Raw genomic sequence first — 22,254 nt, 5'->3', positions numbered from 1 at the left:
CTGCCTCTTTTCGCAACCCAAACTATAACCCTACAGCTCTTAAATAATACGAGATTACTCTAATGTTTGATCCTAAAGCTCTTGATGATATTGCCAGCCGTTTGGCGGGCGCCATACCTCCCGGCTTAAACAGCCTGAAAAACGATCTTGAAAAAAGCTTCCATGCCATTTTGCAGGGCGCATTAGGCAAGCTGGACCTGGTAACCCGGGAAGAGTTTGAAGTGCAAAAGCTGGTGTTGGCAAAAACCCGTTCAAAACTCGAAGACCTGGAAAAACGCGTCGCCGAAATGGAGCCGCACCTGTTACCTAAAGAAGACCTGACCCCATCAGCTCACGACTGATTATGGCGCTTTTGCCATCCCCGGCAGTCGTAGGCAGGTACAAATTGTCATGTCCTTAGCGGTTATCTACAGTCGCGGCCGCTCCGGCATAGAAGCGCCTTTGGTCACTGTCGAAGTTCATATTTCCAATGGCCTGCCGGCGCTGAATATTGTCGGCTTGCCGGAAACGGCGGTTAAGGAAAGCAAGGATAGGGTTCGCGGCGCGATATTAAACTCCAAGTTTGAGTTTCCGATGCAGCGCATCACCGTCAACCTCGCGCCTGCCGACTTACCCAAAGAAGGCGGACGTTTCGATCTGGCAATCGCCTTAGGCATTCTGGCTGCATCCGGCCAGATTCCCGGCGCGCATCTGCATCATTACGAATGTGTCGGCGAGTTGTCGCTGGGCGGCGAACTGCGTGCCATCAACGGCGTGTTACCGATTGCGATACAAGCCCGGAATAATCACCGGAAACTGATACTGCCCAAGGAAAATACCGCTGAAGCGGCATTGGTCAAGGATATTGAAATCATCCCTGCCCTGCATCTGCTCGACGTTTGCGCCCACCTAACCGGGCAGCATTTGATTCAGATCGAATTCCAGCAGGAAGAGCCGCCTATTCCGGTAACCGATGTCGATTTTGCCGATGTTCACGGCCAATATCACGTTAAACGCGCCTTTGAGATTGCCGCTGCCGGTGCCCATAACTTGATTATGTTAGGCCCGCCCGGCACCGGCAAATCGATGATTGCCTCGCGCTTGCCGACTATTTTGCCGCAGTTGACCGAGCAGCAGGCGCAGGAAACCGCCGCGATAGCCTCAATCAGCGATAAGGGCCTGGATGTCGCCAACTGGCTCAAGCCGCCCTATAGAGCCCCGCACCATACCGCTTCGGCGGCGGCGTTAGTCGGCGGCGGCAGCAATCCCAAGCCCGGAGAAATATCGCTGGCGCATAACGGAACTTTATTTTTGGACGAGTTGCCGGAATTCGACCGTAAGGTGTTGGAAGTATTAAGGGAACCGCTGGAGACAGGACACATCACCATTTCCCGCGCCGCAAGGCAAGTCGATTTTCCGGCGCGCTTTCAGCTGATTGCGGCGATGAACCCGTGTCCTTGCGGTTACCTGGGCGATGCTTCGGGGCGTTGTCATTGCACCTCCGAGCAAGTCATGCGCTATCGCGCCAGAGTGTCCGGCCCGTTGCTGGATCGTATCGACATGCATCTGGAAGTGCCCAGAATTTCGCATGAAGTGTTGCGCAAAGGTTCGCCGGATGGCGAAGAAAGCAGCGAGAAAATCAGGGCGCGCGTGGTTGCGGCGCGTAACCTTGCGGTCACGCGTAGCGGCAAAGCCAACTCGGCGTTGTCGGCCAAGGAAGTCAAGCAGTTGTGCGTATTATCCGAACAAAGTCATCAGATTTTAGAGCAGGCCATGGACAAGTTCGGCCTGTCGCATCGAGCTTATCATCGGATTTTGAAACTGGCCCGCACCATTGCCGATCTTGCCCAGTCGGAAAATATAGAAACCGCGCATTTAAGCGAGGCGATCAGTTATCGCAAGCTGGATCGAAAAATTTAATGCGTTATGATAGAAATAGAATCGATAAAACAAGCCGTACGAGATAAAGCTTATCGCTATTCAAAACATGGCGACCAAGAGCGGCAGAACGATAACTTAACTTTGGCCGAAGTGGCGCAAGCTCTGGTCAATGGACGTATTCTCGAACAGTATGCCGATACGGGGCGTGGTGTAAGTTGTTTAGCCGCAGGGTTTACCGATAACGGTATTCCCATCCATATCGTGTGTGGCTGCATGGGCGAGACCTTGGTGATTATTACCGTCTATATCCCTATGCCGCCTAAATTCACAAATCCTTTTGAACGAGGTACTTAATATGTCCGAACAATGCGTATTCTGTGGTCATAAACACCTTATTAGCAAAACCACACGCTATATCTACCAAAAAGATGGGCGAATGCTAGTGATTGAACATGTGCCCTGCCTTGAATGTACATTTTGCGGCGAGCAATATTTCGACGCGCGGGTTTTAGAAAGAATCGAAAACGATTATCAGGCAATCAATAATCAGCAAAGGCAGCCTCAGCGTATTATGCAGGTTGCGGTAGAGGATTTCGCGTCACTGGCCTTATGAAGAATGCAGCGTAACTAACAAACTAAAGCCAACAAAGTTTTTCATTTTTTAAACCATCAATGTCCAAACTAAACCCCCAACAACAAGCCGCTGTTAAAGCGATTGATCATCCCTTACTGGTGCTGGCCGGAGCAGGCAGCGGCAAGACCCGGGTGATTACCGAAAAAATCGCCTACCTGGTCAAGCAAGGCCTGCCTGCGCGGCATATTGCGGCGGTGACCTTCACCAACAAAGCCGCGCGGGAAATGAAAAACCGGGTGTCCAAATTATTAGACAGCAATCAACAGCGCGGCCTGCGGGTGTCCACCTTCCATTCCCTCGGGCTTGATATATTGCGGGCGGAATCGAAAACGCTGGGCTATAAATCCGGCATCACCCTGTTCGACGAACAAGACAAGCATACCCTGCTGCGCAACCTGATCAGCCACGGCGCCAAGGATTGCGACATCGACAACATCGATAGCTATGCCCGGCAAATCGGCCAATGGAAAAACGCCTTTGTCACCCCGGAACAATCTATAACCCTGGCGGCTGCCACCGAATACCCGGCGGCCAATCTGTACATCGACTACACCCGCAGCTTAAAAGCCTACAATGCGGTCGATTTCGACGACCTGATTCTGCTGCCGGTGCTGCTGTTTCAACAACACCCGGCCACTCTGGAAAAGTGGCAAAACAAGATCCGCTATCTGCTGGTCGATGAATATCAGGACACCAATATCACCCAATACCAGCTGGTGCGCCTGATTGCCGGTAACCTGGGCCGGTTTACCGTGGTCGGCGACGACGACCAGTCCATTTATGCCTGGCGCGGCGCGCAGCCGGAAAATCTGGCGCAACTGCAAAAAGACTACGCCCGCCTGCAAGTCATCAAGCTGGAGCAAAATTACCGCTCCACCGGACGCATCCTGAAAGTCGCCAACCAGCTGATCGCCAACAACCCCCATGCCTTTGAAAAGCGGCTGTGGAGCGAGCTGGGTTACGGCGATGCGCTGCGGGTTTTAAGCCATAAAGACGAACTGGTTGAAGCCCAGCAGATCGTTTCTGAGATCATCCATCATAAATTCAAGACCGGCGGCAATTATCAGGACTATGCGATTTTATATCGCGGCAATCATCAGTCCCGCTTGTTCGAAAAAGGTTTAAGGGAAAACAACATCCCCTATTTCATCAGCGGCAGCACCTCGTTTTTCGCCTATTCGGAAATCAAGGACATCCTCGGCTACCTGCGCTTGTTTGTTAATCAGGACGACGACGCGGCGTTTTTGCGCGTCATCAACACGCCCAAGCGGGAAATCGGCCCGAGCACCTTGGAAAAGCTCGGGGCCTATGCCAATGAGCGACATATCAGCCTGTTTGCGGCCAGCACCGAGTTCGGCCTGAGCCAAAAGCTGTCCGAAAAAGCCATGCACCGACTGGAAAAATTCCGCGACTGGGTTATCGATACCGCAGACCGCATCGATCGGGGCGATACCTTCGCGGTCATCGAACAATTCATCGACCAAATCGGTTATTCGCAGCATTTGCAGGAAGAAAGCAAAACCAAGGAATCCGCCGACCGCAAACTAAAAAATGTCTACGAACTGGTTGAATGGCTGAGACGCATCGCCGACAAGGAAACCGACGGTCAAAAACCTCTGGCGGAAATCGTCGCCAAAATCATGCTGATGGACATCATGGAACGCAACCAGGAAGACGAGGCCAGCGATCAGGTCAGCCTGATGACCCTGCATGCCGCCAAGGGACTGGAGTTTCCGCATGTGTTTTTGATCGGCATCGAAGAAAACATCCTGCCGCATCAAAACAGCATCGAAACCGACAATATCGAAGAAGAACGCCGCCTGGCCTACGTCGGCATCACCCGCGCCCAGCGCACCTGTACGTTCAGCTACTGCACCCATCGCAGACGTTACGGCGAAATTGCCGAATGCGAGCCTAGCCGGTTTTTAAGCGAACTGCCCGAAGACGATCTGGAATGGGTCAACAAAAAACAGCTGGCCCCGGAAGTTATCAAGGAACGCGGCAAAGCCAGTCTGGCGCACTTGAAAACAATGTTGTCGTAATTGCCGCGATGATCGGTTAGAATACGCCTCATGCGCCCGTAGCTCAGCTGGATAGAGTACAGCCCTCCGAAGGCTGTGGTCAGAGGTTCGAATCCCCTCGGGCGCACCATTCTTCCTCACTTCCTCCCGCTTTATGCTTGCCTAATCTAAGTTTGATGGCCAAGTGTTATTAGATGCATTTTCTTCAATTAAGAATCTGACCTTAGCCCTTGGTGACTAAAGACAGACTTCATTTAGCTATTCTCTGTTCTTCAAGATGCTTCAATTTGTCATCTGGAATATGCTCTACTAGCTCTTCAATTTTGCATTCAAAATAAGTACACAACTTGTCCCTATCTGTTCAGAGGCGTCGATATCAAACGGCCCAATCAGGTGTGGAGCACTGACAGTTGAAGCAAAAAAAACCCGCAAAAAGCGGGTTGAGTGTTTTGAACCAAGAGAAGGATCAAAAGATCCAGGCAAATTTAAACATTAAGAGATGATGATTAGCTTAAGAATTAAAACAATTAGCAACATTACGGGAGGTGTAAATCTGAGTTCGAACGTAGTCCTGCACTGCCTGTCCGAAAACGAACGGTCATATAAAAAATCCCAAAATCCCAAGCTTAATTCTCCGCAAATAGCCTTGGAAATAGGAATTCGACCGATTCACTGCCAAAGTGGAGCGATACGGGGCCTTTAGGTGTTTCAGACTGTAGGATTCCATCATTGATTAAACTTGAAAGAACCATGCGGGCACTGCGCTCTTTCAATCCAGTGACGCGTTCGGCTTCGCCACGAGGCATCTCGCCCTGAATGAGTACCCTTTCCAAAATAAAAAAGGCCTCTGGTTTTAAACCCTGTCTTTCCACATAGCCTTTGAGACGCTTAGCTAACCGGTCGAATTCGAATAGTCCGGTCATGAAGTTCACCTGATCGTGGCACACTTCCAAAAACCAGTGTATGAACTCGATCAATGCTTTTTGGGATAAGTTTCCACGGCCATCCAAGTCGCCTTGTCGCGGCGTATCGGCATAATCCATCTTATTCTTATAATCTTGTCGGCTTTCCAGGCCACGAGCGAGGCCGCGTGACACTGACCAAAGCCCTGATGCACCGATTCCTGCGGTTAGCCCCATCGCATGACTCATTAATCGACTGACACGACCATTTCCGTCAGGAAATGGGTGAATATAAGCTAGGCGATGGTGCGAGGCGGCCATGGCGATAATCTGCTCACCCTTGCCCTTCGAAGCCAATCGATAGCGTTGCTCGAAGTAGCGCATGAACTCATCAACACGCTCGCTACGAGGCGGAATATGCCTTCCTACCGAGACATCGTGCTCAGACCGGGAACGAAACACCCCTGGCTCCATTCGAAACCCACAATCTCCATTGTCAATCCAAAGCATGGATTCCGGCGCATCACGGTAAAACTCACTGTGCAACCAGCGCAAGAACTCGGTCGACGCCGGCTCTGGCAGACGCCCTTCCGCATAGAGCCGATCAATCGTTCGTTGTAACCTGACATGAGCACGTGCTTCGATTTGGAAATTACGCCGCAACTCGTCTTGTTCCAGATCATCCGCCAAGGCTCGCTCAATATCCCTTGGCTTAGTATTATGCCCTTCGATAAGATTCGAGTAATAGCAGTTCATAATCCTAACCAGCTCAGCTAGACTAGCGGCCGTGCGCGGATGTAACCGGCTAGCAATTCTTTCTGACGACGTTGTTAGATTTGCGATTAGATCTGTAATTCCGATCGGAATGTTTTCAAGCAGGCAGGGTTCGATTCGATAAGGGGTTTCAATGGGTAGTGGCATGCCGATCTTCTAATCTCATAACATATTGTTTTTAGAAGATGAAGTATACTATTTGCTTCAAATTCTGCCGATTCTTTTGCCGATTGAAAAAATGAACTTAATTTATTGTTTTAATTAATGTTTGTTTGCTGATTGTACGGGATCTGTGCCGGTTTCAATTGAACAGCCAGCGAGTTGACTTTATAGAGATTGGCTGCAATACCCAGATACGGCCAGATTGCTTCAATTTTCCGGCAATAAGTTGAGTCGTCAATAGTCGTTTATGTTGGAGCGCTTATTAAGCCCAAGCATCAGGCCGGTGGTCAACTTAAAACCCATATTACCCGACAATTACCAGCCAGTCGGTCAGATAGGTCATTTTTACCGACAGATTTTTCCCCAGAACTTTCAGCATGTCGTCAGACTCACGCAAATTGATGCGGCCATTGATCTTAAGTCCTCGCAGGGTATTGTCTTTGTATACCACCACACCGGTTCTATAGCGACGAATTTGATTAATAACGCTTTCCAGCGGGGCATTTTCAAATACCAGAAAACCGTTCACCCAGGAGGTTGACAACGTCGAATTCAACAACAGGGTTTCGCCAAGCCCGCTGGCGTCAGCCGATACGGCTTCACCATCATGCAAAATCACCGGCTGCTTCAAGGTACGCCGATCTGTCACTTCAACGCGGCCGGACACGACCCTGACTTCATCGCTGCCGCGCTTTTCATGCACGAAAAACCGGGTTCCCAATACGCGGGTCGTCGAATGATCGGCCTGGACAATAAACGGTCGGCTGGGGTCGGGTTTGACTTCGAAGTAAATCTCGCCTTTTAACAGTTCAACCTGGCGTTGCGGGCCATCCATGCTAACCGCAATCGCACTGTCGGTATTCAGCATGGCGGTGGAACCGTCATCGAAATAGACGGTTTTGCGCTCACCTACCCCGGTCGAATAATCGCTTTGCATCAAGACCGCAAGTTCGTTGCTAAACAGCAAGGTTAAGGCCAGACAGGCGGCCATCGCCAGCGGCAACTTGACACGAGCAAGGGTGATTTTTTTGTGGGGTACTATTCGGTGTTTTTGGGCGGTGTCTGTCAATGCTTGCAGCAGGTCGGCATCACCCCACAGTTTGCTGATTTCATTAAAGGTGTCGCGATGCGCATCAGCCTGATTCAGCCATAAAAGAAATGACGCTTTTTCTTCACCGGTGACATTGTCGGACTGTAACCGTATAAACCAGGCCACAGCTTGTTCGTCAATGTCGTTATTCAGTTCGGATTCCACACTGTTCGCCTCGTTTTTCTGTTTCATAAGTAACTACTCAGTTTCTGCAAGCAAGCTCGCCGTAGATAAACGCAACCGGCGAACCGATTCTATCAAAAGCCATAGAAATGGCTGAATAGTAGCGTTTCATAATATTCATTCTACCTAAAAAACTTATTATATCCGCTTGTTTTTTACTTGATATGCGGCTGTAGCAATAGCGTGTGTTCAGATTTTCCCGCCGTCAATGGCATCGGCAAGCCCTTAAGCCAATAGTTTTGCTGATCCCGGTAATAAGGCGACAAGGGCTGACCCGATTGGCCGCCGGGCATATGCAGAATGGCGTCTGCAAAATGGCCCGGCGAGACCACCAGACGCTCACTGGCACCGAAACCCGGCCCCGCCGCGCGAACGCAAAAAGCGCAACCCGGCAAGGCTTCGCTCGGCATATCCAGCAAATCGCTCAGTATCGGCAAGGCCTTGGAAAACGGATGCGCTTGCTTGACCTTATTTAGCCTGCCCCAGTTCAATTCCATTAACGCCACCCCCGGATGTTGGGCTTGCACCTGCTGCACGCCGTGTTTCAATTGCCCTAGAATAAAGTCGTCCCAGTTGAGATAATGCGCCGCATCGGGCAGTGCGTGCGGCGGTTTTTCGTTCAGCAGGGCTTGCAACGGCGTATCGATATAAGTCCACGAATAGCTGAAATTTTTATCGGCGTCCCGGCTGGCCGACAAAAGCGGCGTAAATACCGCCTCGACCAGTTGCTTGCGGAACTCGACCAGCAACGCAAATCCCAGACTATCGACATCGGCCCGGCCGTCCCAGGCCAGCAGATAATCGCGCGCCTCGGCCAACTCCGGCTGCCGCGCAACCGCTTCCTTGGTCAAAATACTTAAGGCCAGCTGCTGATAATAGACATAAAATTCGCTTTCGGTATCCAGTTGCAGATTGAACATCGCCTGTTCGCCGATCTTGGGCATTTGCGTGAGCTGTTGGGTAATCCTGTAGGCGCGATAACCGTTGCCGAACTGGTGGCCGATCACATACGGATAATTTTTGCCCAGACGGCGGTCGTTGGCCGACGCCAGAATACCCTCGGGCGGGTCGATGACCCGCGGCAAATCCCCAGGCTCGACATAGCCGTTCCAGCCCACGCTGCCATCCGCCCAGGAGCGGCTGACCAAGCCGTCATTGCCGAAGCGCTTGGGGATTTTGCCCATCAACGTCCAGGCGATGCGGCCTTGGTCGTCGGCCAGCAAAACATTCAACTGCGGGCCGCCGCTGCTGTTAACGATTTTTACCGCCTGCTCCAGGGTTTCGCCTTGCTCCAAATCGAACAAATTCAGGTTCATGGCATCGGCATCCAGCGCCACCCAATGAATCGCCACCGGCTGATCCAGCAACGTCTGGTTGGCGACCGGCCCCCAGAGCGTCTGCTTGACCACGATCTGCTTGGCTGCACTGCCTTTGACGATGATGGTTTCAGGGTATTCGTCGAAGCGCCGCCATTGCTCGCCTACCCGGTATTGATCGGGATTAGCGGGATTGATGTCGAGCCGCACCAGATCCAGGAAATCGCCGGAAAGATTGGTTACTCCCCAGGCGATGTGCCGGTTGCTGCCGGCAATCAACAAAGGCGTGCCGGGCAAGGTCAAGCCTGCGGCATGGGTATCGCCGTAATTCAACTCGATGCGGTACCAGATATTGGGTACCGATATGCCCAAATGCATGTCGTTAGCCAGGATGGCTCGCCCGTCCCCGGTTTTTTTGCCGCTGACCGCCCAGGCATTGGAACCGGCCATAAAGTCGGATTGCTGAACCAACTGCGCCAGTTGACCAGGCACCGTTTTATCCGCTGGCTGATCGGCTAATGCGGTTGCCAAAGCCTCGACAGGAATCGCCTGCGCCGGGCGCAAGGATTCGGCCTGCTTTTGCAGCTGTTCGGTGTAAAAATCGGTATCCGGCGTCAGAAAACGCATCGCGGCTTCCGGCAAGGTTTTTTCCATCACGCTCAGCATGCGTTCGCCGCGTTCGACCCAGGCCGTCAAGTTCTCGCACATGCCCAATACCACCAGCAGACTGTCCTCGGGAGTCCAAGGCTCCGGTTGATAGCCCAATACGGTAAACTCGAAAGGCAGTTTGCCGGAGTCTGTCATATAGCTGTTGACGCCGTCGGCATAGCTTTGCAGATATTGCCGGTGGTCCGGCGGCAGTTTTGCCAATATGGCTTTTGCCTCCCGATGAAAACCGTAGGTGCGGGCCTTGATGTCGCTGTCCAGCGCCATGCCGCCGAAAATTTCCGCCAGGCGCCCGGCGCTTTTACGCCGCATCAGCTCCATCTGAAACAAACGGTCGCGCGCGGTGACATAGCCCAGCGTCCGAACCGCATCGACACGGTTAGCCGCCTCAATGGCCGGAATACCGTGTGAGTCGGTCTGTACGCGAACCTCCGCCGTCAGCCGGTCCAGCTTCACCGTGCCATCAAGTTGCGGCATGGAGTCATGCAAAAGCCAAAAACCGCCGCCTATGGTTATCGCCGCCACGCTCGCCAGCGTCAAGCCGCCAAAAAAAATAATTTTTCGAATATTTGCCATGGCCATCCTGTTGTTTTACCGATTGCGCAATATGCCTTTAACTGTAGACGTGTACTGCATCCTCATTCGGCTGCACCTGTTTGCCTACCGTTGCCGGTTTTTCCATGCCGACAATCTGCCCTTCTTCCAGCTTAATACAGCGATCAGCCAAATAAAAATAGCGGTCGTCATGGCTGATGATCAAGACTGTTTTGCCTCGGGCTTTCAAGGCCGGCAGCAGTTCCGTATAGAATAAATGCTTGAATTCAGGATCCTGGTCCGCCGCCCACTCGTCGAAAACGTAAAAAGGCCGATCTTCCAGATAAGCGACCAATAGCGCCAGACGCTTGCGCTGGCCTTGCGACAAATTCACCGAGGAAAACCGGCCGTTCTCGACCCGCACTTTATGATGTAAATGCAGACGCTGCAAATAATCGGCAATAAGTGCATGGTTTTCCTCGTTATCGAACCCATACAGCTCGTCAAACAAATAAAAATCCGAAAAAATCACCGAGAAGTTTTGCAGGTAATCATTCTTGTTACCGTTATCGACGGCCTCGCCGTTCCAGCGAATAACCCCCTGCTCCGGCGTGTAGAGTCCGATCAGCAGCATGGCCAGCGTCGTCTTGCCGCTGCCGTTGCCGCCGACTAAAAACACCAGCTCGCCGGACTTAAAGTCCAGGTCGATAGGCCCCAAGGTGAAGTTGCGGTTTTCCTTTTCCCGATGAAAACTGTGCGTCACGCCTTGCAGCGACAGCCCTGAAAACGTTGCGCAAACCTCGACTTTATCAGGCGCATCGGCCTGAACCGCCTGCTCTTTGAGCTGGTCGCCGAGTTGCCGTATTTTTTGTAACGACACCTTGGCGCGGCCAAAAACCGGCAAACCGGTGGTGAGTATGCTCAGCGGCGACATCATGAACAAAAACACCAGCGCATAGCCGCCGATCACCTCCCGATCGATAACCTGCCACACCGGAAAAACATAGAGAATCGCGCCTATAACCAGGAAATACAAAAGCTGCGCCCACTGATTGACCAACAAATAAGCCACATCCCCACGAAAAGAATGCCCGCGATAGGCTTCGGCGCTGGCCGCCAACGACTGCGCCATAAACGCATCGCTACGCTGCCGGTGTAACTTCAACTCACGGACGCCTTCCGTCAACGCCCGAAAACCGCGGCTGAGCACATCGTATTCTTCCCGCGCCTTGAACACGGCTTTTTTCGGCAACTGGCTGAATAAACTGAAACTCAAGACCCCGAATGCAATCACCCTTGTCAAATTAAAGCTCCACAACGTTTCAGGTGCATGACGCTCACGCTTATGCACCCTACGTAGTCATTTATGCGGGTTACGAGTTGCCTTGTTCTTTAGTAATGTCTTCGTCAGCTGAAATAGTTATTTTTTTAGTCATGGTCTATTTATTAATCTTTGGATTTATTATCTATGTGTTCCGTTTACGGCAATACAGAAAATGTGTCAACGCAAGACCTGAGACTCCGCTCTATTCACTGATTTTCCGTATGAATGACGAATTTTTCTGAACTGCCTGTGGTTGGTTATGATTTTATTTGGGGCAAAATTTGAAAAATAGTGTTAAATACCGGCTAACGCCAGAATATAGCTACGGAAAACTTAAAACAAGCTGATTGTTAGACCCAATAACGCCATTTTTCTAGTTTTTTGTCGCCCCTTAAGTTTGAACTAATACACATGAATTTACTACGCGGACAAAGAGCAAAACTCTCCGATTTAATTAGCTATAGCTTGCCATTTACAATAAGAGTTGTTGTTAATGCGCCTAAGCTGAGTGTTGATTTTTCCTGTTTTGGGTTGGATGTGAGCAATAAGCTTTCCGATGAACGCTACATGAGCTTTTTCAATCAGCCGGTAACGCCGTGTAGCGCAGTACGGTTTGGGAGTTCTATCAATAATACGGCTGTTTTTCTCATTGATCTGCAAAAACTACCTATCCACATTGATCGTTTGGTTATTACCGCCGCTATTGATGGTGATGGCACGATGTCACAACTTATAAGTGGGGCGGTAACGCTGTATCAAAGCAATATCGAAGCGGCAACTTTTGCTTTTGCAGGCAACGATTTTGCGGCAGAGAAGACATTGATGTTAATAGAGATTTATCGCAAGGAAGGTAGTTGGCGTGTTTGCGCTACGGGTCAAGGCTTTAATGGTGGCTTAGATTCTTTAGTTCAATATTTTGGTGGCACGATAACCGAACCACTTGCCATAACGCAGCCGCCTGTAGAACAGCTATCCGCCCAACTGGCCATAACGGAAGAGTCTGTAGAACCGTCAACTGGCTTAACATCCCAAAGTTTTTTGCAGCGCATATTTAAGCAGCTATTCACAGGTAAAAATTCGGCAGGTGAACCGAATATCAGCAATTTAAGTGGCTATTGGAAACATCAAGGTACTTCAGTAAAAGTTGCCAATGTTGTTATTGAAAACGGCTTTCTTTATTTCGGTTCAGATTTATGCAGTATTGGATCGCGCTCACAAATAGAACCCGCACTTGTTGATCCAAAACTTTCTGTTGGCAAGCTAGCATCAGCAAATTACCAACAGCGTCTTCTTACTTACTGGTCGTCCTATTCTGAAATCTCACCCGATGCCAGAGCCGCTTACATTAAATGGTTAATAGAAGGACGTAACGATCCCTTGGCAGATGTGGGTTATGTCTTTTTGTATTTTTATGGACTTGAGCGCAGGGCTTTAGAGGATGCTAAAACAGATGTCTCTGCAAAAGCCGAATTACCTAAAATTATTCAAGAAGTTGAACGATTACTTGAGATATATCATGGCAATGGTTCATTTCGTAGTTACGCTTCTGGATTGTTAGATGTGCTTAAATTGGATTGCGCGGAAAGCTTTGCGCCAAAGCAGTATCTTGCTTCCCCTTCAGATTTCATACCAGGCATTTTGCCCATGTCGTTAAAATTGGTTTTAGGGCAACTTGCCATGGATAATGAACCCGTTCCAGCTGACTGGGCTTATGTTTGGTTCATGACAAATTCAAAGATTCGGTTAAACACCCCGGCAAAACGCTGTGCTGTTGAATTTAAAAAATTATTTATGAGCAAATACGGCGAGTCCTTTGGTAAGGGTATGCGCTTACCTGTTAATAAAACCAAAATTAAAGTTTCCTATAGCACTGCCAGTGCGTCATTCTTTCCCAATCGAACAATAGAAAGAAAATTAGATATTCCTGATGTGACTGTTTTAACCAGCCGCATTAAGAAATTACAAGCTTTAGCTGACCAATGCACAGGAACGCTAAACACATACAGCCGATTCTTAGGACGTAATCCTGGACTAGAAGGAACGCTAGACGCATTATTAGAATTACCGTATTCGCTTTGGTCAGAACAGCAAAAACAACATATCCAGACGATCAAGCGCACGCTTGAAACAACTAAAGTTCCTGTCGCGATTGAATTTACCCGATTAAAGGCATGGTTGCCAGAATGGCGAACCATAACAAAATCCAGAGTAGCCGCGTTTATCAATCGTCTAGCGGAGGCTGGCTTAGGCATGGAACCCGACCCTCGATTTGGTGGAGCCATGCCAAGCACTGATACAAAAGTTGTGCTGTTTATTGATGATGGTTCATTGTGCGCCCCTACTCCTCGCTATACCACTGCTGCGCTGACATTGCATCTTGCAGTTGTTGTTTCCTTGGCTGATGGCGAGGTTGGCAGGGCTGAAAGAGACTTATTGATTCAGCAAGTTGAAGACTGGCTGCATTTGACAACGGTCGAAAAAAATAGACTTCATGCCCATTTACGCTGGTTACTTTCAGAACGGCCAGATTTTAAGAATATCAAAAAGCGGGTTGAAATCCTTCCCGTGTCGGCACGAGAAGTATTGGCTGATTTTTTAGTGCTGGTCGCTTTCGCTGACAATAAAATTTCGCCAAATGAAGTAAAAGTTCTGGAAAAAATTTATAAGGCACTCAATCTTAATGTTCAGTCCCTTTATGGAAAATTGCATGGAACCGGCTCAGATGAACCTGTGACGGTGCGCCCACCGCTTTCAAGATCAGGCGGCTTTTCCATTCCTAATCCCCCAAAACCTGACACTGGCTTTCAACTGGACATGAATCGAGTAGCCACACTTAAAAATGAATCCAAAAAAGTCACCGACATGCTTGTTGCCATATTTGAGCAAGATGCAGTTACAGAGACTTTAATACCCATTCAAATACAAGCATCCGAGCCTGTGATCGATGATAATGAAAATCTGATGGGCTTGGATAATGTGCATAGTGATTTTATAAAATTGCTTTGCGTGCGTGTTCATTGGTCTAGGATCGAGCTTGAGGAAATTGCCGCAGATGGCGGCATGATGCTTGATGGTGCATTAGAACATATCAATGAAGCAGCTTACGACACTTTTGACGCACCACTTACTGAAGGGGATGACCCAATTGACATTAACCAGGATATTTTAAAGGAACTACTTAAATGACAACGATCCGATCTAAAGACCGGGATGCCGTGATTCAATCGCTGAGTGCAGGTGTCGTGCCGCGAACAGGTCAACATTTAGTACAGGTTGGGCGAGTGCGAGAAATTGAAGCCCTGCTTAAGGATATTGAACGCGTAGCGGATGGCGGCTCAACTTTTCGCTTGGTTACAGGTGAATACGGTTCAGGAAAAACATTTTTTCTCAATCTGGTGCGTAGCGTGGCAATGGAGAAAAAAGTGGTGACTACCAGTGCAGATTTGAATCCAGATCGGCGTCTTCATGCAACGGGTGGTCAGTCGCGTTCCTTGTATGCCGAATTAATGAGAAATCTTGCTACGCGGGTGAAACCAGACGGCGGCGCATTAGCGGGTGTTGTGGAGAAATTTGTCAGTTCAACGATAACTGAAGCTAAGGCTGCTGGCATTAGCCCAGAGCTAGCCATTCATCAAAAACTTGAGCATTTAACTGAAATGGTTAACGGCTATGATTTTGCGGCTGTGATTGCTGCGTATTGGCAGGGTTTCGAGCAAGGCAATGAACAGCTCAAAGCGGATGCCATTCGCTGGCTACGCGGTGAGTTTACGACTAAAACAGAAGCGCGAACCGCACTGGGTGTACGAACAATTGTGGACGATGCTTCATTTTACGATCAACTTAAATTAATGGGGCGTTTTGTACGTCTGGCAGGTTATAGCGGTTTATTGATATGCCTCGATGAAATGGTTAATCTCTACAAACTTGCCAATACTCAAGCCCGTAATGCCAACTACGAACAGATTTTACGGATTCTAAATGATTCCTTACAAGGTTCTGCCGAAGGTTTGGGATTTATTTTAGGTGGCACACCAGAATTCCTACTTGATACCCGGCGCGGTCTTTACAGTTATCCTGCTTTACAGTCGCGTTTAGCGGAAAACAGTTTTGCCAAAGACGGTTATGTTGATTTTTCAGGGCCAGTTATTCGTCTTGCCCGTCTTTCTCCAGAAGATTTTTTTGTGTTGTTGGACAAAATACGCCACGTTTATGCTTATGGTGATCCTGCTAAATATCTTCTGCCTGATGAAGCAATACACGCATTTATGACGCATTGTCATAAGCACATCGGGGAGGCGTACTTTCAAACGCCTAGAAACACCATTACCGCTTTTATTAATTTGCTTGCTGTCTTAGAACAAAATTCGAATGCAGATTGGCATGCTTTGCTTGGGTCTGTTAATGTCGCTGTTGATAAGGGCGACTCGCTAACACTGCTTGAAGACTCAGCAGCAGAAGATGAGGAAGATGAACTTGCCAGCTTCAAACTCTAACAATACATCAAATAGTTTTTCGCTACTTGATGAGCGCATACAACGCTGGATTTGGCAGTCGGGTTGGTCAGAACTCAAAGATGCCCAAGAACAAGCCATTCCTATTATTTTAGAGGGCAAGAAAGATGTTATTATCGCGGCAGCTACCGCATCGGGTAAAACCGAAGCAGCTTTTTTACCTATTCTCACGCGGCTACTGTTAGAACCTGAAATGGGCTGTGTTGTGTATATCAGCCCGCTCAAAGCACTGATTAACGATCAATGGTGGCGCTTGGAAGGCTTATGTGAAAAACTGGAAATTCGCGTAACGCCTTGGCATGGCGACAGTTCCAGTACCAAAAAACGCCAGTTTCTCAAATCACCGCAAGGATGCTTGTTGATTACACCCGAATCATTGGAAGCTTTGCTGATGTCCAACGGTCATGCCTTGCAGGGTTTATTCGGCAAACTCCGTTATTTGGTTATCGACGAACTTCATGCGTTTATCGGCACCGAACGCGGCAAACAACTTCAGTCGCTCATGCACCGTATTGATGTCGCACTTGACCGCATCACGCCGCGTATCGCGTTATCGGCAACCTTGGGCGATATGGGCAAAGCTGAAGTATTTTTGCGCCCAAATGCGGCATATCCCATTGAAACCATCATCAGCCGTGATGCTGGTCAAGAAATTAAGGTCATGATTAAAGGTTACGTTCAGATAATACCCCGTATTGACCCCGCAAATATGACCGAATCCGCTACGGCAGTCTTAAATGAACAGCCTCCGCAAAGTATGCTGGACATTGGTGAACATCTGTTCAAGACGCTGCGCGGCAGCAACAATCTGATCTTTCCCAACAGTCGCGGCAATGTCGAGTTTTACGCCGATGACCTGCGCCGCCGTTGCCGAAAACTCGGTGTCCCTAACGAGTTCTGGCCGCATCATGGTAGCCTTGCCAAAGACATTCGCGAAGAGACCGAAGTGGCGTTAAAATCAAAGGAGCGGCCTGCCACCGCAGTTTGCACCACTACGTTGGAGTTGGGGATTGATTTGGGCGAGGTTAAGAGCGTTGCCCAGATTGGCTGCGCACCGTCGGTTGCCAGTTTACGCCAACGTTTAGGCCGTTCTGGTCGCCGCTTGGGTGAACCCGCTATTTTGCGTTGCTACGCGCTGGAAGCGGAAATTACATCTCAAGCGACAATCTCCGACGAATTGCGTGAAGGCTTAATCCAGTCGATTGCGCACATTCGTCTGCTACTTCGTGGTTGGTACGAACCGCCGCACATCAACGGCCTGCATTTTTCGACGCTGATCCAACAATTGCTCTCAGTGATTGCCCAATACGGGGGATTGGATGCGACAAAGGCTTGGCAGCTGCTATGTAGCAACGGTGCATTTACCAATGTGTCCAAAGCAGATTTTATCGCGTTGTTACGCGAATTGGGCGCGAAAGAGATTTTGATGCAAACCACCAACGGCCTGTTGTTGCATGGAGCTGTGGGTGAAAAATTGGTCAACCATTATTCATTTTATGCCGCGTTTGCTTCGCCTGAAGAATTTCGTCTGGTGTATGGCAGCAAAAATTTGGGAACCTTACCCCTGAGTCAACCTGTTGAAAAAGGTTCGTACCTGATTTTTGCCGGGAAACGTTGGCGGGTTCAAGAACTCGATAGGGAAAAGAAATTGATTCAAGTTACCGCCGCGCGTGGTGGTAAAGTGCCGATGTTCAACGGGAATTCTGGTTTGGTTGATGACGGCGTGCGCGAAGAAATGCGCCGAATTTTAGCAGAAACCGACCCTAGTCCATTTTTAGACACAACGGCAACCGAATTGCTGAGAGAAGCACGGGCAACGTTTTATCGAATGGGATTGGATAAGGAATTGATCTTGTTTAATGGAAATAACGCTCTAATGTTTCCGTGGCGTGGTGATCGTGTCATAAACGCTATCGAATTGATGCTTAAACATCAAGGCTTAGAGATCCAGAACCAAGGGCTTTATCTGAAAGTCGCAGCCACACCCAAAGTTTTATTGGCTGCTCTGCGTAATTTGGCATTATCGCCGCCACCTGATTCTACTGCACTGGTCAGCCATGTTATGAACAAGTGGCTGGAAAAATGGGATAACCTGCTTCCCGACGAACTACTCGCCAGAAATTATTCATCCCATACGCTTGATGTCGTTGGTGGACATGAAGCTATCAAAACGTTGGTGCAGCAACTAAAGCGGCACACCCAGCAAGAAGAGACATTACGGATAGGAAATACGGATAGGAAATTCAACCGCCTCAACCGAAGTATCCCACCTTAAATCCATTATCACAAGCGCCATTTTTCACTCTTTCGGCACTCACCGAACGTTTGCCACGCTCACCCGATCCAATTGTGAACCAAAAATCAGCCCTTTGTGGCCCGATTCATAACCTCAAAATTCATCGGCACAAACCTGCCCAGGGCGAGTCAAAAACCCTCACCCAACTTTACCAATTCACGCTTTGATCAAACTGCACATCAGGGCTGATCTGCCGCTCTATAGCCCAGTCCGGCCCAGCATCAAAGACCTCACTCTGCGCTGCATCACCGGTATCCCACAAGGGTGGGCCACGCGCCTGGCTGATCTTCGGTGGCACCGAGGGTTCACCGATATGATCGAGTATCTTTTTGATGTCTGCACCCTCATTGACAAACCCGATCAGGCGCATTTCCCCGCCACAGTGCAGACAGATCAAGGGGAAAACTTCATAAATACGGGCGATGAGCGCTGCCCATAGATAGCGTGCGGGTGAGCGCCTGGCCGTTTCTGGTGTGTCGGCCTGGAATTCCCGGTCTGCCGGTGACGGGGGAGCTGGTTCATGCCGGGCATCCATGCCCGGCACCCTTCGGGCGGCTATCGCCGTGCAAATCGGCTTTCCTGCCGATTTGTCAGGGTGCGATGTCAGCGCGGTCACAGCGCCGCGTAGGGGTGAATTGGGGGCCAGCACGCCGAAGTAGCGATGCCGGTGCGTTCTGGGGGGTGGCACCAAGGCGGCAAGCTTGTTTATAAGTTCTAGCGGTGTGAGCACCAGGTCGCCTTGCTTCGGGTAATATCAAAATATGACGCCGTTCCGGTAAGCCCCATAGGGAAATTGACTTTAACGCCAGCTTCCACTTGCTCCGATTCGCCAGGTTCAAGTGATTTGCCATTGCCCAATATGGCAATAGCCGGGGAAGGAGAGAATCCTTCTCCGAAACCCGCAAAAACATGGACGTAATCAGTCGCATGAAAAGTGCCGCCGACTTGAAAAGAAGTGTTATCCGTATCTATTTCCGACGTTATTCGGGTTCTAGGATTTAAATTTTTTGCAGAAAACAGGGAATGACGCACGCTGCCCGTCAGATCGAATTTCGGGGTAATCGCAATAATATCCTGGAACGCAAACGAGCCCAGTTCAGAAGTCCCACTGGTGCCTTGCGCCACCGGATTTAGCGCAGGTTGCGTATCGAGATAACTGGGGTTGAGTGCGTCAATGCTGGGTACCCCGGTCAGGTTCATCCAACTGGTTGCAAAATGTCCCTTGGTGTAATCGCCGCCCAGAAAAATATCATGGCTTAAGAAACCCGTCTTCACTTTGCCGGTAATATCGATTTGTCCGATAAAGTTTCTATCCCTTTCTTTGAAACCGGTCCTGCCGCTACGTGCTACATTGACTCGCCCATTTGCGGCATCAAGCGTTGACGCACCAAGGAAAAGTTGATTCTGGTCAACATTGAATTCGTCGTATTGAAATCGTGGCGATATTTTCCAATTTTCCGCCACATCAATGTCTAGCCATGCTTGAACCAAAGGTGTTTCGGCTTCAAGCTTATCTAACTTGGGTTCGCCAAGATAAGTGTCGCGCGATATATTTCCCAATCCGCTGCCGCGTACGGTTCCTAAAACCGGCAATCCGGGATTTGGCAAGGTGCGACGATTCTGGTATTCGGCATTAACGAAACCGCGCACCGGTCCGCCATCGTCCCAGGAGAGCGCCAAGCCGAAGTTTTCTCTATTCAGATCTTGAAAATTGATAAAACTTTTAGAGCCTTCTACTTCTCCGGTAAAGCGTGCTTTCAATGCCCCATCAGCCATCAAGGGTCCATTAAAATCCCATTGTCCACTGGTGGTATCACCGTCAAATTGGTCGTATCCCCCCCGAGTAAAACTAATCTCTGAGGCCAAGGTGTCGTGCGGACGCTTAGTGGTAACGTTGATAACCCCACCGCCATCATTTGATTGCTGCCCAAACACGGTACTTCCCGGCCCCTTCAATACTTCCACATTCTGAACATGGCTTAGCGCAGACCAATCGCCATCTCCTCCAAAAATCTGCCTGATTCCGTTACGCGTCTGGTCGGCTCTGAACCCCCGAATACTTATTCTTGGAAACCGGCTAAATCGCGTTCCGATCACCGTGGCCGAAGGCACCTGTTTCAAGATATTGCCAATACTGAAAGCGCCTTGATCCTTGATCGCCGCTCCGGTAATCACCTGTATACTTTGCGGAACACGGGTGATTTCAACGGGTATCTTTGTTCCGGCAGTCGAGGTTTCGACCTGATAAGCATCCGTTGCGCCGGCTTTAGCTGTTACCGTCATCGCTTTCAAGGTGGTAGGACGCGGTTGCGGCTCCGCAACCGCCGCTTTCTCCAACGTTACGCTATTGTCCCCCGTCAAGCGGTAAGCCAAGCCGGTTCCGCGCAATAGTTCATTCAGGCCTTGTTGCGTTCCATAACTGCCCTTAAGCGGCTTGGATTTTGCGCCGGCCACCATAGAGGCCGGATAGCTTAATTCCATACCGGTTTTTTCCGCGAAACTATTCAGTGCCGAAGCCAAGTCACTGGAAGGCAGGTCGAATTGAGTTTTTTGGGCTTTGTCTTCTGCCGATAACGCCGGTACTGCGTGACAAAACGTTACCTGATTACCCATAATCCTCAGCCATCTTCAGTAGCCGCATAGGCATAGGTGGTGTTCTGACTGCAACGTAACATAGGCGGGGCAGCATATCCTCAAGGACAAATCGCCGATTGAAGCGATAACAAAATTCTGCCAAATAGCGCGGAAGGTGTTTATGATTGATAGCGTGATAAGTCCCGTCAATCGACCTTTTGACATTACCTATCATCGTATTGACCCAAGTGAAGGGTTCCAGCGAGACACATTCAGGGCCTCCACCGGTTACGATGCTGGTATGCTGGCATCCTGCCTTGGTAACAGCGGCAAAACAGGCCAGTCCGTCCGAGACCACGTGACTATCGGTGCTAAGATGGCGCTTCGCCCAACGAGTGATTTCTTTGGAGCGGAACCCGTTGACCACAGTCATGTTCATGGCAATAGGATGTCCTTTTTCGTTGACCGACACAGCCGCCACAAAAGGTGTTTTGTTGGGTGAACCCCGTCCACGCTTGCCTCCCCGATGTTCGCCGCCCCAATACACGTCATCCAGTTGGATGACGCCGGATAACGGCTTACTATCATCACGCTCCTTCATTACCTGCATCAGCTTCTGTTTGATGCTCCAGGCGGTATTGTATGAAACACCTAATTGACGGCGCAGTGAAAGGGCAGAAACGCCAGTTTTTGCTTGTGTGGTCAAGTGGATCGCGAGAAACCAAGTTGTTAACGGGAGTTTCGTCGCAGAAAAAATGGTGCCACTAATGAGGGAATGTTGATGGTGGCAGTGATTGCACTGATAAACCACTCGTGTTTTCAGGGAGCAGTAGCTTTGCCCACCGCATTCAGGGCAAACATAGCCTTGAGGCCAGCGCCACTGAAACAAGGCTTTTCGGCATTGCCCTTCACTCCCATAATTTTTCATGAACTCGCCCAGGCTATAGCCTTTTTGAAATTGAACTTTGTTTTTCATGACGTTATCCCATCCGTATGGTAGATACTGTCAGTATAGACATTCTTGTAACATTGGCTGTTCTTTATGGGTAATTAGGAAACGTTAAAACAAAAGCCCCTTGTATGAAGCAAGCCCTGAGCTTTTTTCCTGGATGAGTCAGCATTTCACCGGACAAAAAGTTGTTCTTTTTATTATTAGCCATTCTGGAGTTTTCCTAGTCATTTCGTGCTCACGGTAAGTTCTTAATAAAAAAGAACCTAATACTTGCAGATATCGTTGTCAGTACAAGCCATACCTTTACAACAAGTAGACGAGCAAGCTCAAAATCCACCCCACCCGAAAAAACCATTTTGGTTAAAATAAATTTATCCATGTAATGCCCGACTCCAGAACAAAACGATTGCGTCTAAAATAGGCTTGATAGCGCGTTAATAGATAGCTGACCACTC

Annotated in this window: 15 protein-coding genes and 1 tRNA gene; 9 read left to right on the top strand and 7 right to left on the bottom strand. The window is 49.5% G+C overall.

Annotated elements, in window-relative coordinates; translation table 11 throughout:
* Positions 1 to 62 precede the first annotated feature (62 nt).
* The 6 genes from ABXJ76_RS00660 (at position 63) to ABXJ76_RS00635 (ending at position 4,645) form a co-directional block, all read left to right on the top strand.
* On the top strand, positions 63 to 341 hold the full coding sequence (locus ABXJ76_RS00660) for an accessory factor UbiK family protein (protein ID WP_432743158.1): 279 nt from the start codon (positions 63 to 65) through the stop codon (positions 339 to 341).
* Between the two features lie 49 nt (positions 342 to 390).
* On the top strand, positions 391 to 1,899 hold the full coding sequence (locus tag ABXJ76_RS00655; protein ID WP_432743156.1) for a YifB family Mg chelatase-like AAA ATPase: 1,509 nt from the start codon (positions 391 to 393) through the stop codon (positions 1,897 to 1,899).
* Positions 1,900 to 1,905: 6 nt separating this feature from the next.
* Positions 1,906 to 2,214 (top strand): DUF4258 domain-containing protein, encoded by a 309-nt coding sequence (locus ABXJ76_RS00650; RefSeq protein WP_432743155.1) that lies wholly within the window; start codon positions 1,906 to 1,908, stop codon positions 2,212 to 2,214.
* Position 2,215: 1 nt separating this feature from the next.
* The gene (locus ABXJ76_RS00645) at positions 2,216 to 2,473 is read left to right on the top strand and encodes a type II toxin-antitoxin system MqsA family antitoxin (protein WP_432743153.1); all 258 of its coding nucleotides are present in this window, start codon (positions 2,216 to 2,218) and stop codon (positions 2,471 to 2,473) included.
* Positions 2,474 to 2,532: 59 nt separating this feature from the next.
* Complete coding sequence (rep, locus tag ABXJ76_RS00640; protein ID WP_432743151.1) at positions 2,533 to 4,536, top strand: DNA helicase Rep; 2,004 nt, start codon at positions 2,533 to 2,535, stop codon at positions 4,534 to 4,536.
* Positions 4,537 to 4,568: 32 nt separating this feature from the next.
* Positions 4,569 to 4,645 (top strand) — tRNA-Arg (locus ABXJ76_RS00635).
* A 496-nt stretch (positions 4,646 to 5,141) separates the two neighbouring features.
* Here ABXJ76_RS00635 and ABXJ76_RS00630 read toward each other — a convergent pair.
* From ABXJ76_RS00630 to ABXJ76_RS00615, 4 genes are all read right to left on the bottom strand, one after another.
* Entirely contained in the window at positions 5,142 to 6,173 is a 1,032-nt protein-coding gene (locus ABXJ76_RS00630) for a Fic family protein (protein ID WP_432743149.1), read from the bottom strand.
* A 484-nt stretch (positions 6,174 to 6,657) separates the two neighbouring features.
* Complete coding sequence (locus tag ABXJ76_RS00625; RefSeq protein WP_432743147.1) at positions 6,658 to 7,635, bottom strand: FecR family protein; 978 nt, start codon at positions 7,633 to 7,635, stop codon at positions 6,658 to 6,660.
* Between the two features lie 146 nt (positions 7,636 to 7,781).
* The gene (locus tag ABXJ76_RS00620; RefSeq protein WP_432743145.1) at positions 7,782 to 10,184 is read right to left on the bottom strand and encodes a penicillin acylase family protein; all 2,403 of its coding nucleotides are present in this window, start codon (positions 10,182 to 10,184) and stop codon (positions 7,782 to 7,784) included.
* A 37-nt stretch (positions 10,185 to 10,221) separates the two neighbouring features.
* Positions 10,222 to 11,418 carry a cyclic peptide export ABC transporter gene (locus tag ABXJ76_RS00615; RefSeq protein ID WP_432743143.1) on the bottom strand — a complete coding sequence of 399 codons (1,197 nt, stop codon included), beginning with the start codon at positions 11,416 to 11,418 and terminating at the stop codon, positions 10,222 to 10,224.
* Between the two features lie 459 nt (positions 11,419 to 11,877).
* On the opposite strand from ABXJ76_RS00615, the gene ABXJ76_RS00610 reads away from it, so the two are divergent.
* Genes ABXJ76_RS00610 through ABXJ76_RS00600 form a run of 3 tightly spaced genes read left to right on the top strand, consistent with a single transcriptional unit; the run spans position 11,878 to position 18,252 of the window.
* Positions 11,878 to 14,652 (top strand): TerB N-terminal domain-containing protein, encoded by a 2,775-nt coding sequence (locus ABXJ76_RS00610; RefSeq protein WP_432743141.1) that lies wholly within the window; start codon positions 11,878 to 11,880, stop codon positions 14,650 to 14,652.
* Entirely contained in the window at positions 14,649 to 15,959 is a 1,311-nt protein-coding gene (locus ABXJ76_RS00605) for an ATP-binding protein (protein ID WP_432743140.1), read from the top strand. The genes ABXJ76_RS00610 and ABXJ76_RS00605 overlap by 4 nt, the downstream gene beginning before the upstream one ends.
* A complete protein-coding gene (locus tag ABXJ76_RS00600; RefSeq protein WP_432743138.1) occupies positions 15,940 to 18,252 on the top strand; it encodes a DEAD/DEAH box helicase in 2,313 nt (770 codons plus the stop codon). The genes ABXJ76_RS00605 and ABXJ76_RS00600 overlap by 20 nt, the downstream gene beginning before the upstream one ends.
* Positions 18,253 to 18,421: 169 nt before the next feature.
* Here ABXJ76_RS00600 and ABXJ76_RS00595 read toward each other — a convergent pair whose 3' ends face one another.
* From ABXJ76_RS00595 to ABXJ76_RS00585, 3 genes are read right to left on the bottom strand one after another with little or no spacing between them, the layout of a single operon-like run.
* Positions 18,422 to 19,003, bottom strand: coding sequence for a transposase (locus ABXJ76_RS00595; protein ID WP_432743136.1), 582 nt, complete (start codon positions 19,001 to 19,003; stop codon positions 18,422 to 18,424).
* A complete protein-coding gene (locus ABXJ76_RS00590) occupies positions 18,988 to 20,886 on the bottom strand; it encodes a TonB-dependent siderophore receptor (RefSeq protein ID WP_432743134.1) in 1,899 nt (632 codons plus the stop codon). Before ABXJ76_RS00590 ends, ABXJ76_RS00595 begins: the two co-directional genes overlap by 16 nt.
* Positions 20,879 to 21,823 (bottom strand): IS1595 family transposase, encoded by a 945-nt coding sequence (locus ABXJ76_RS00585; protein ID WP_432740541.1) that lies wholly within the window; start codon positions 21,821 to 21,823, stop codon positions 20,879 to 20,881. Before ABXJ76_RS00585 ends, ABXJ76_RS00590 begins: the two co-directional genes overlap by 8 nt.
* Between the last annotated feature and the right edge of the window lie 431 nt (positions 21,824 to 22,254).

The organism is Methylobacter arcticus (genome assembly GCF_050917435.1).
GTDB lineage: Bacteria > Pseudomonadota > Gammaproteobacteria > Methylococcales > Methylomonadaceae > Methylobacter_A > Methylobacter_A titanis.
This window is presented reverse-complemented; position numbering and strand designations above follow the sequence as displayed.

What these genes read in the sequence shown, in the direction of transcription:
- ABXJ76_RS00645 (WP_432743153.1), top strand. Translation starts at nt 2,216, where the DNA reads ATGTCCGAACAATGCGTATTCTGTGGTCATAAACACCTTATTAGCAAA.
- ABXJ76_RS00660 (WP_432743158.1), top strand. Translation starts at nt 63, where the DNA reads ATGTTTGATCCTAAAGCTCTTGATGATATTGCCAGCCGTTTGGCGGGC.
- ABXJ76_RS00620 (WP_432743145.1), bottom strand. Translation starts at nt 10,184, where the DNA reads ATGGCAAATATTCGAAAAATTATTTTTTTTGGCGGCTTGACGCTGGCG.
- ABXJ76_RS00610 (WP_432743141.1), top strand. Translation starts at nt 11,878, where the DNA reads ATGAATTTACTACGCGGACAAAGAGCAAAACTCTCCGATTTAATTAGC.
- ABXJ76_RS00625 (WP_432743147.1), bottom strand. Translation starts at nt 7,635, where the DNA reads ATGAAACAGAAAAACGAGGCGAACAGTGTGGAATCCGAACTGAATAAC.
- ABXJ76_RS00655 (WP_432743156.1), top strand. Translation starts at nt 391, where the DNA reads ATGTCCTTAGCGGTTATCTACAGTCGCGGCCGCTCCGGCATAGAAGCG.
- rep (WP_432743151.1), top strand. Translation starts at nt 2,533, where the DNA reads ATGTCCAAACTAAACCCCCAACAACAAGCCGCTGTTAAAGCGATTGAT.
- ABXJ76_RS00630 (WP_432743149.1), bottom strand. Translation starts at nt 6,173, where the DNA reads ATGAACTGCTATTACTCGAATCTTATCGAAGGGCATAATACTAAGCCA.
- ABXJ76_RS00585 (WP_432740541.1), bottom strand. Translation starts at nt 21,823, where the DNA reads ATGAAAAACAAAGTTCAATTTCAAAAAGGCTATAGCCTGGGCGAGTTC.
- ABXJ76_RS00590 (WP_432743134.1), bottom strand. Translation starts at nt 20,886, where the DNA reads ATGGGTAATCAGGTAACGTTTTGTCACGCAGTACCGGCGTTATCGGCA.
- ABXJ76_RS00605 (WP_432743140.1), top strand. Translation starts at nt 14,649, where the DNA reads ATGACAACGATCCGATCTAAAGACCGGGATGCCGTGATTCAATCGCTG.
- ABXJ76_RS00650 (WP_432743155.1), top strand. Translation starts at nt 1,906, where the DNA reads ATGATAGAAATAGAATCGATAAAACAAGCCGTACGAGATAAAGCTTAT.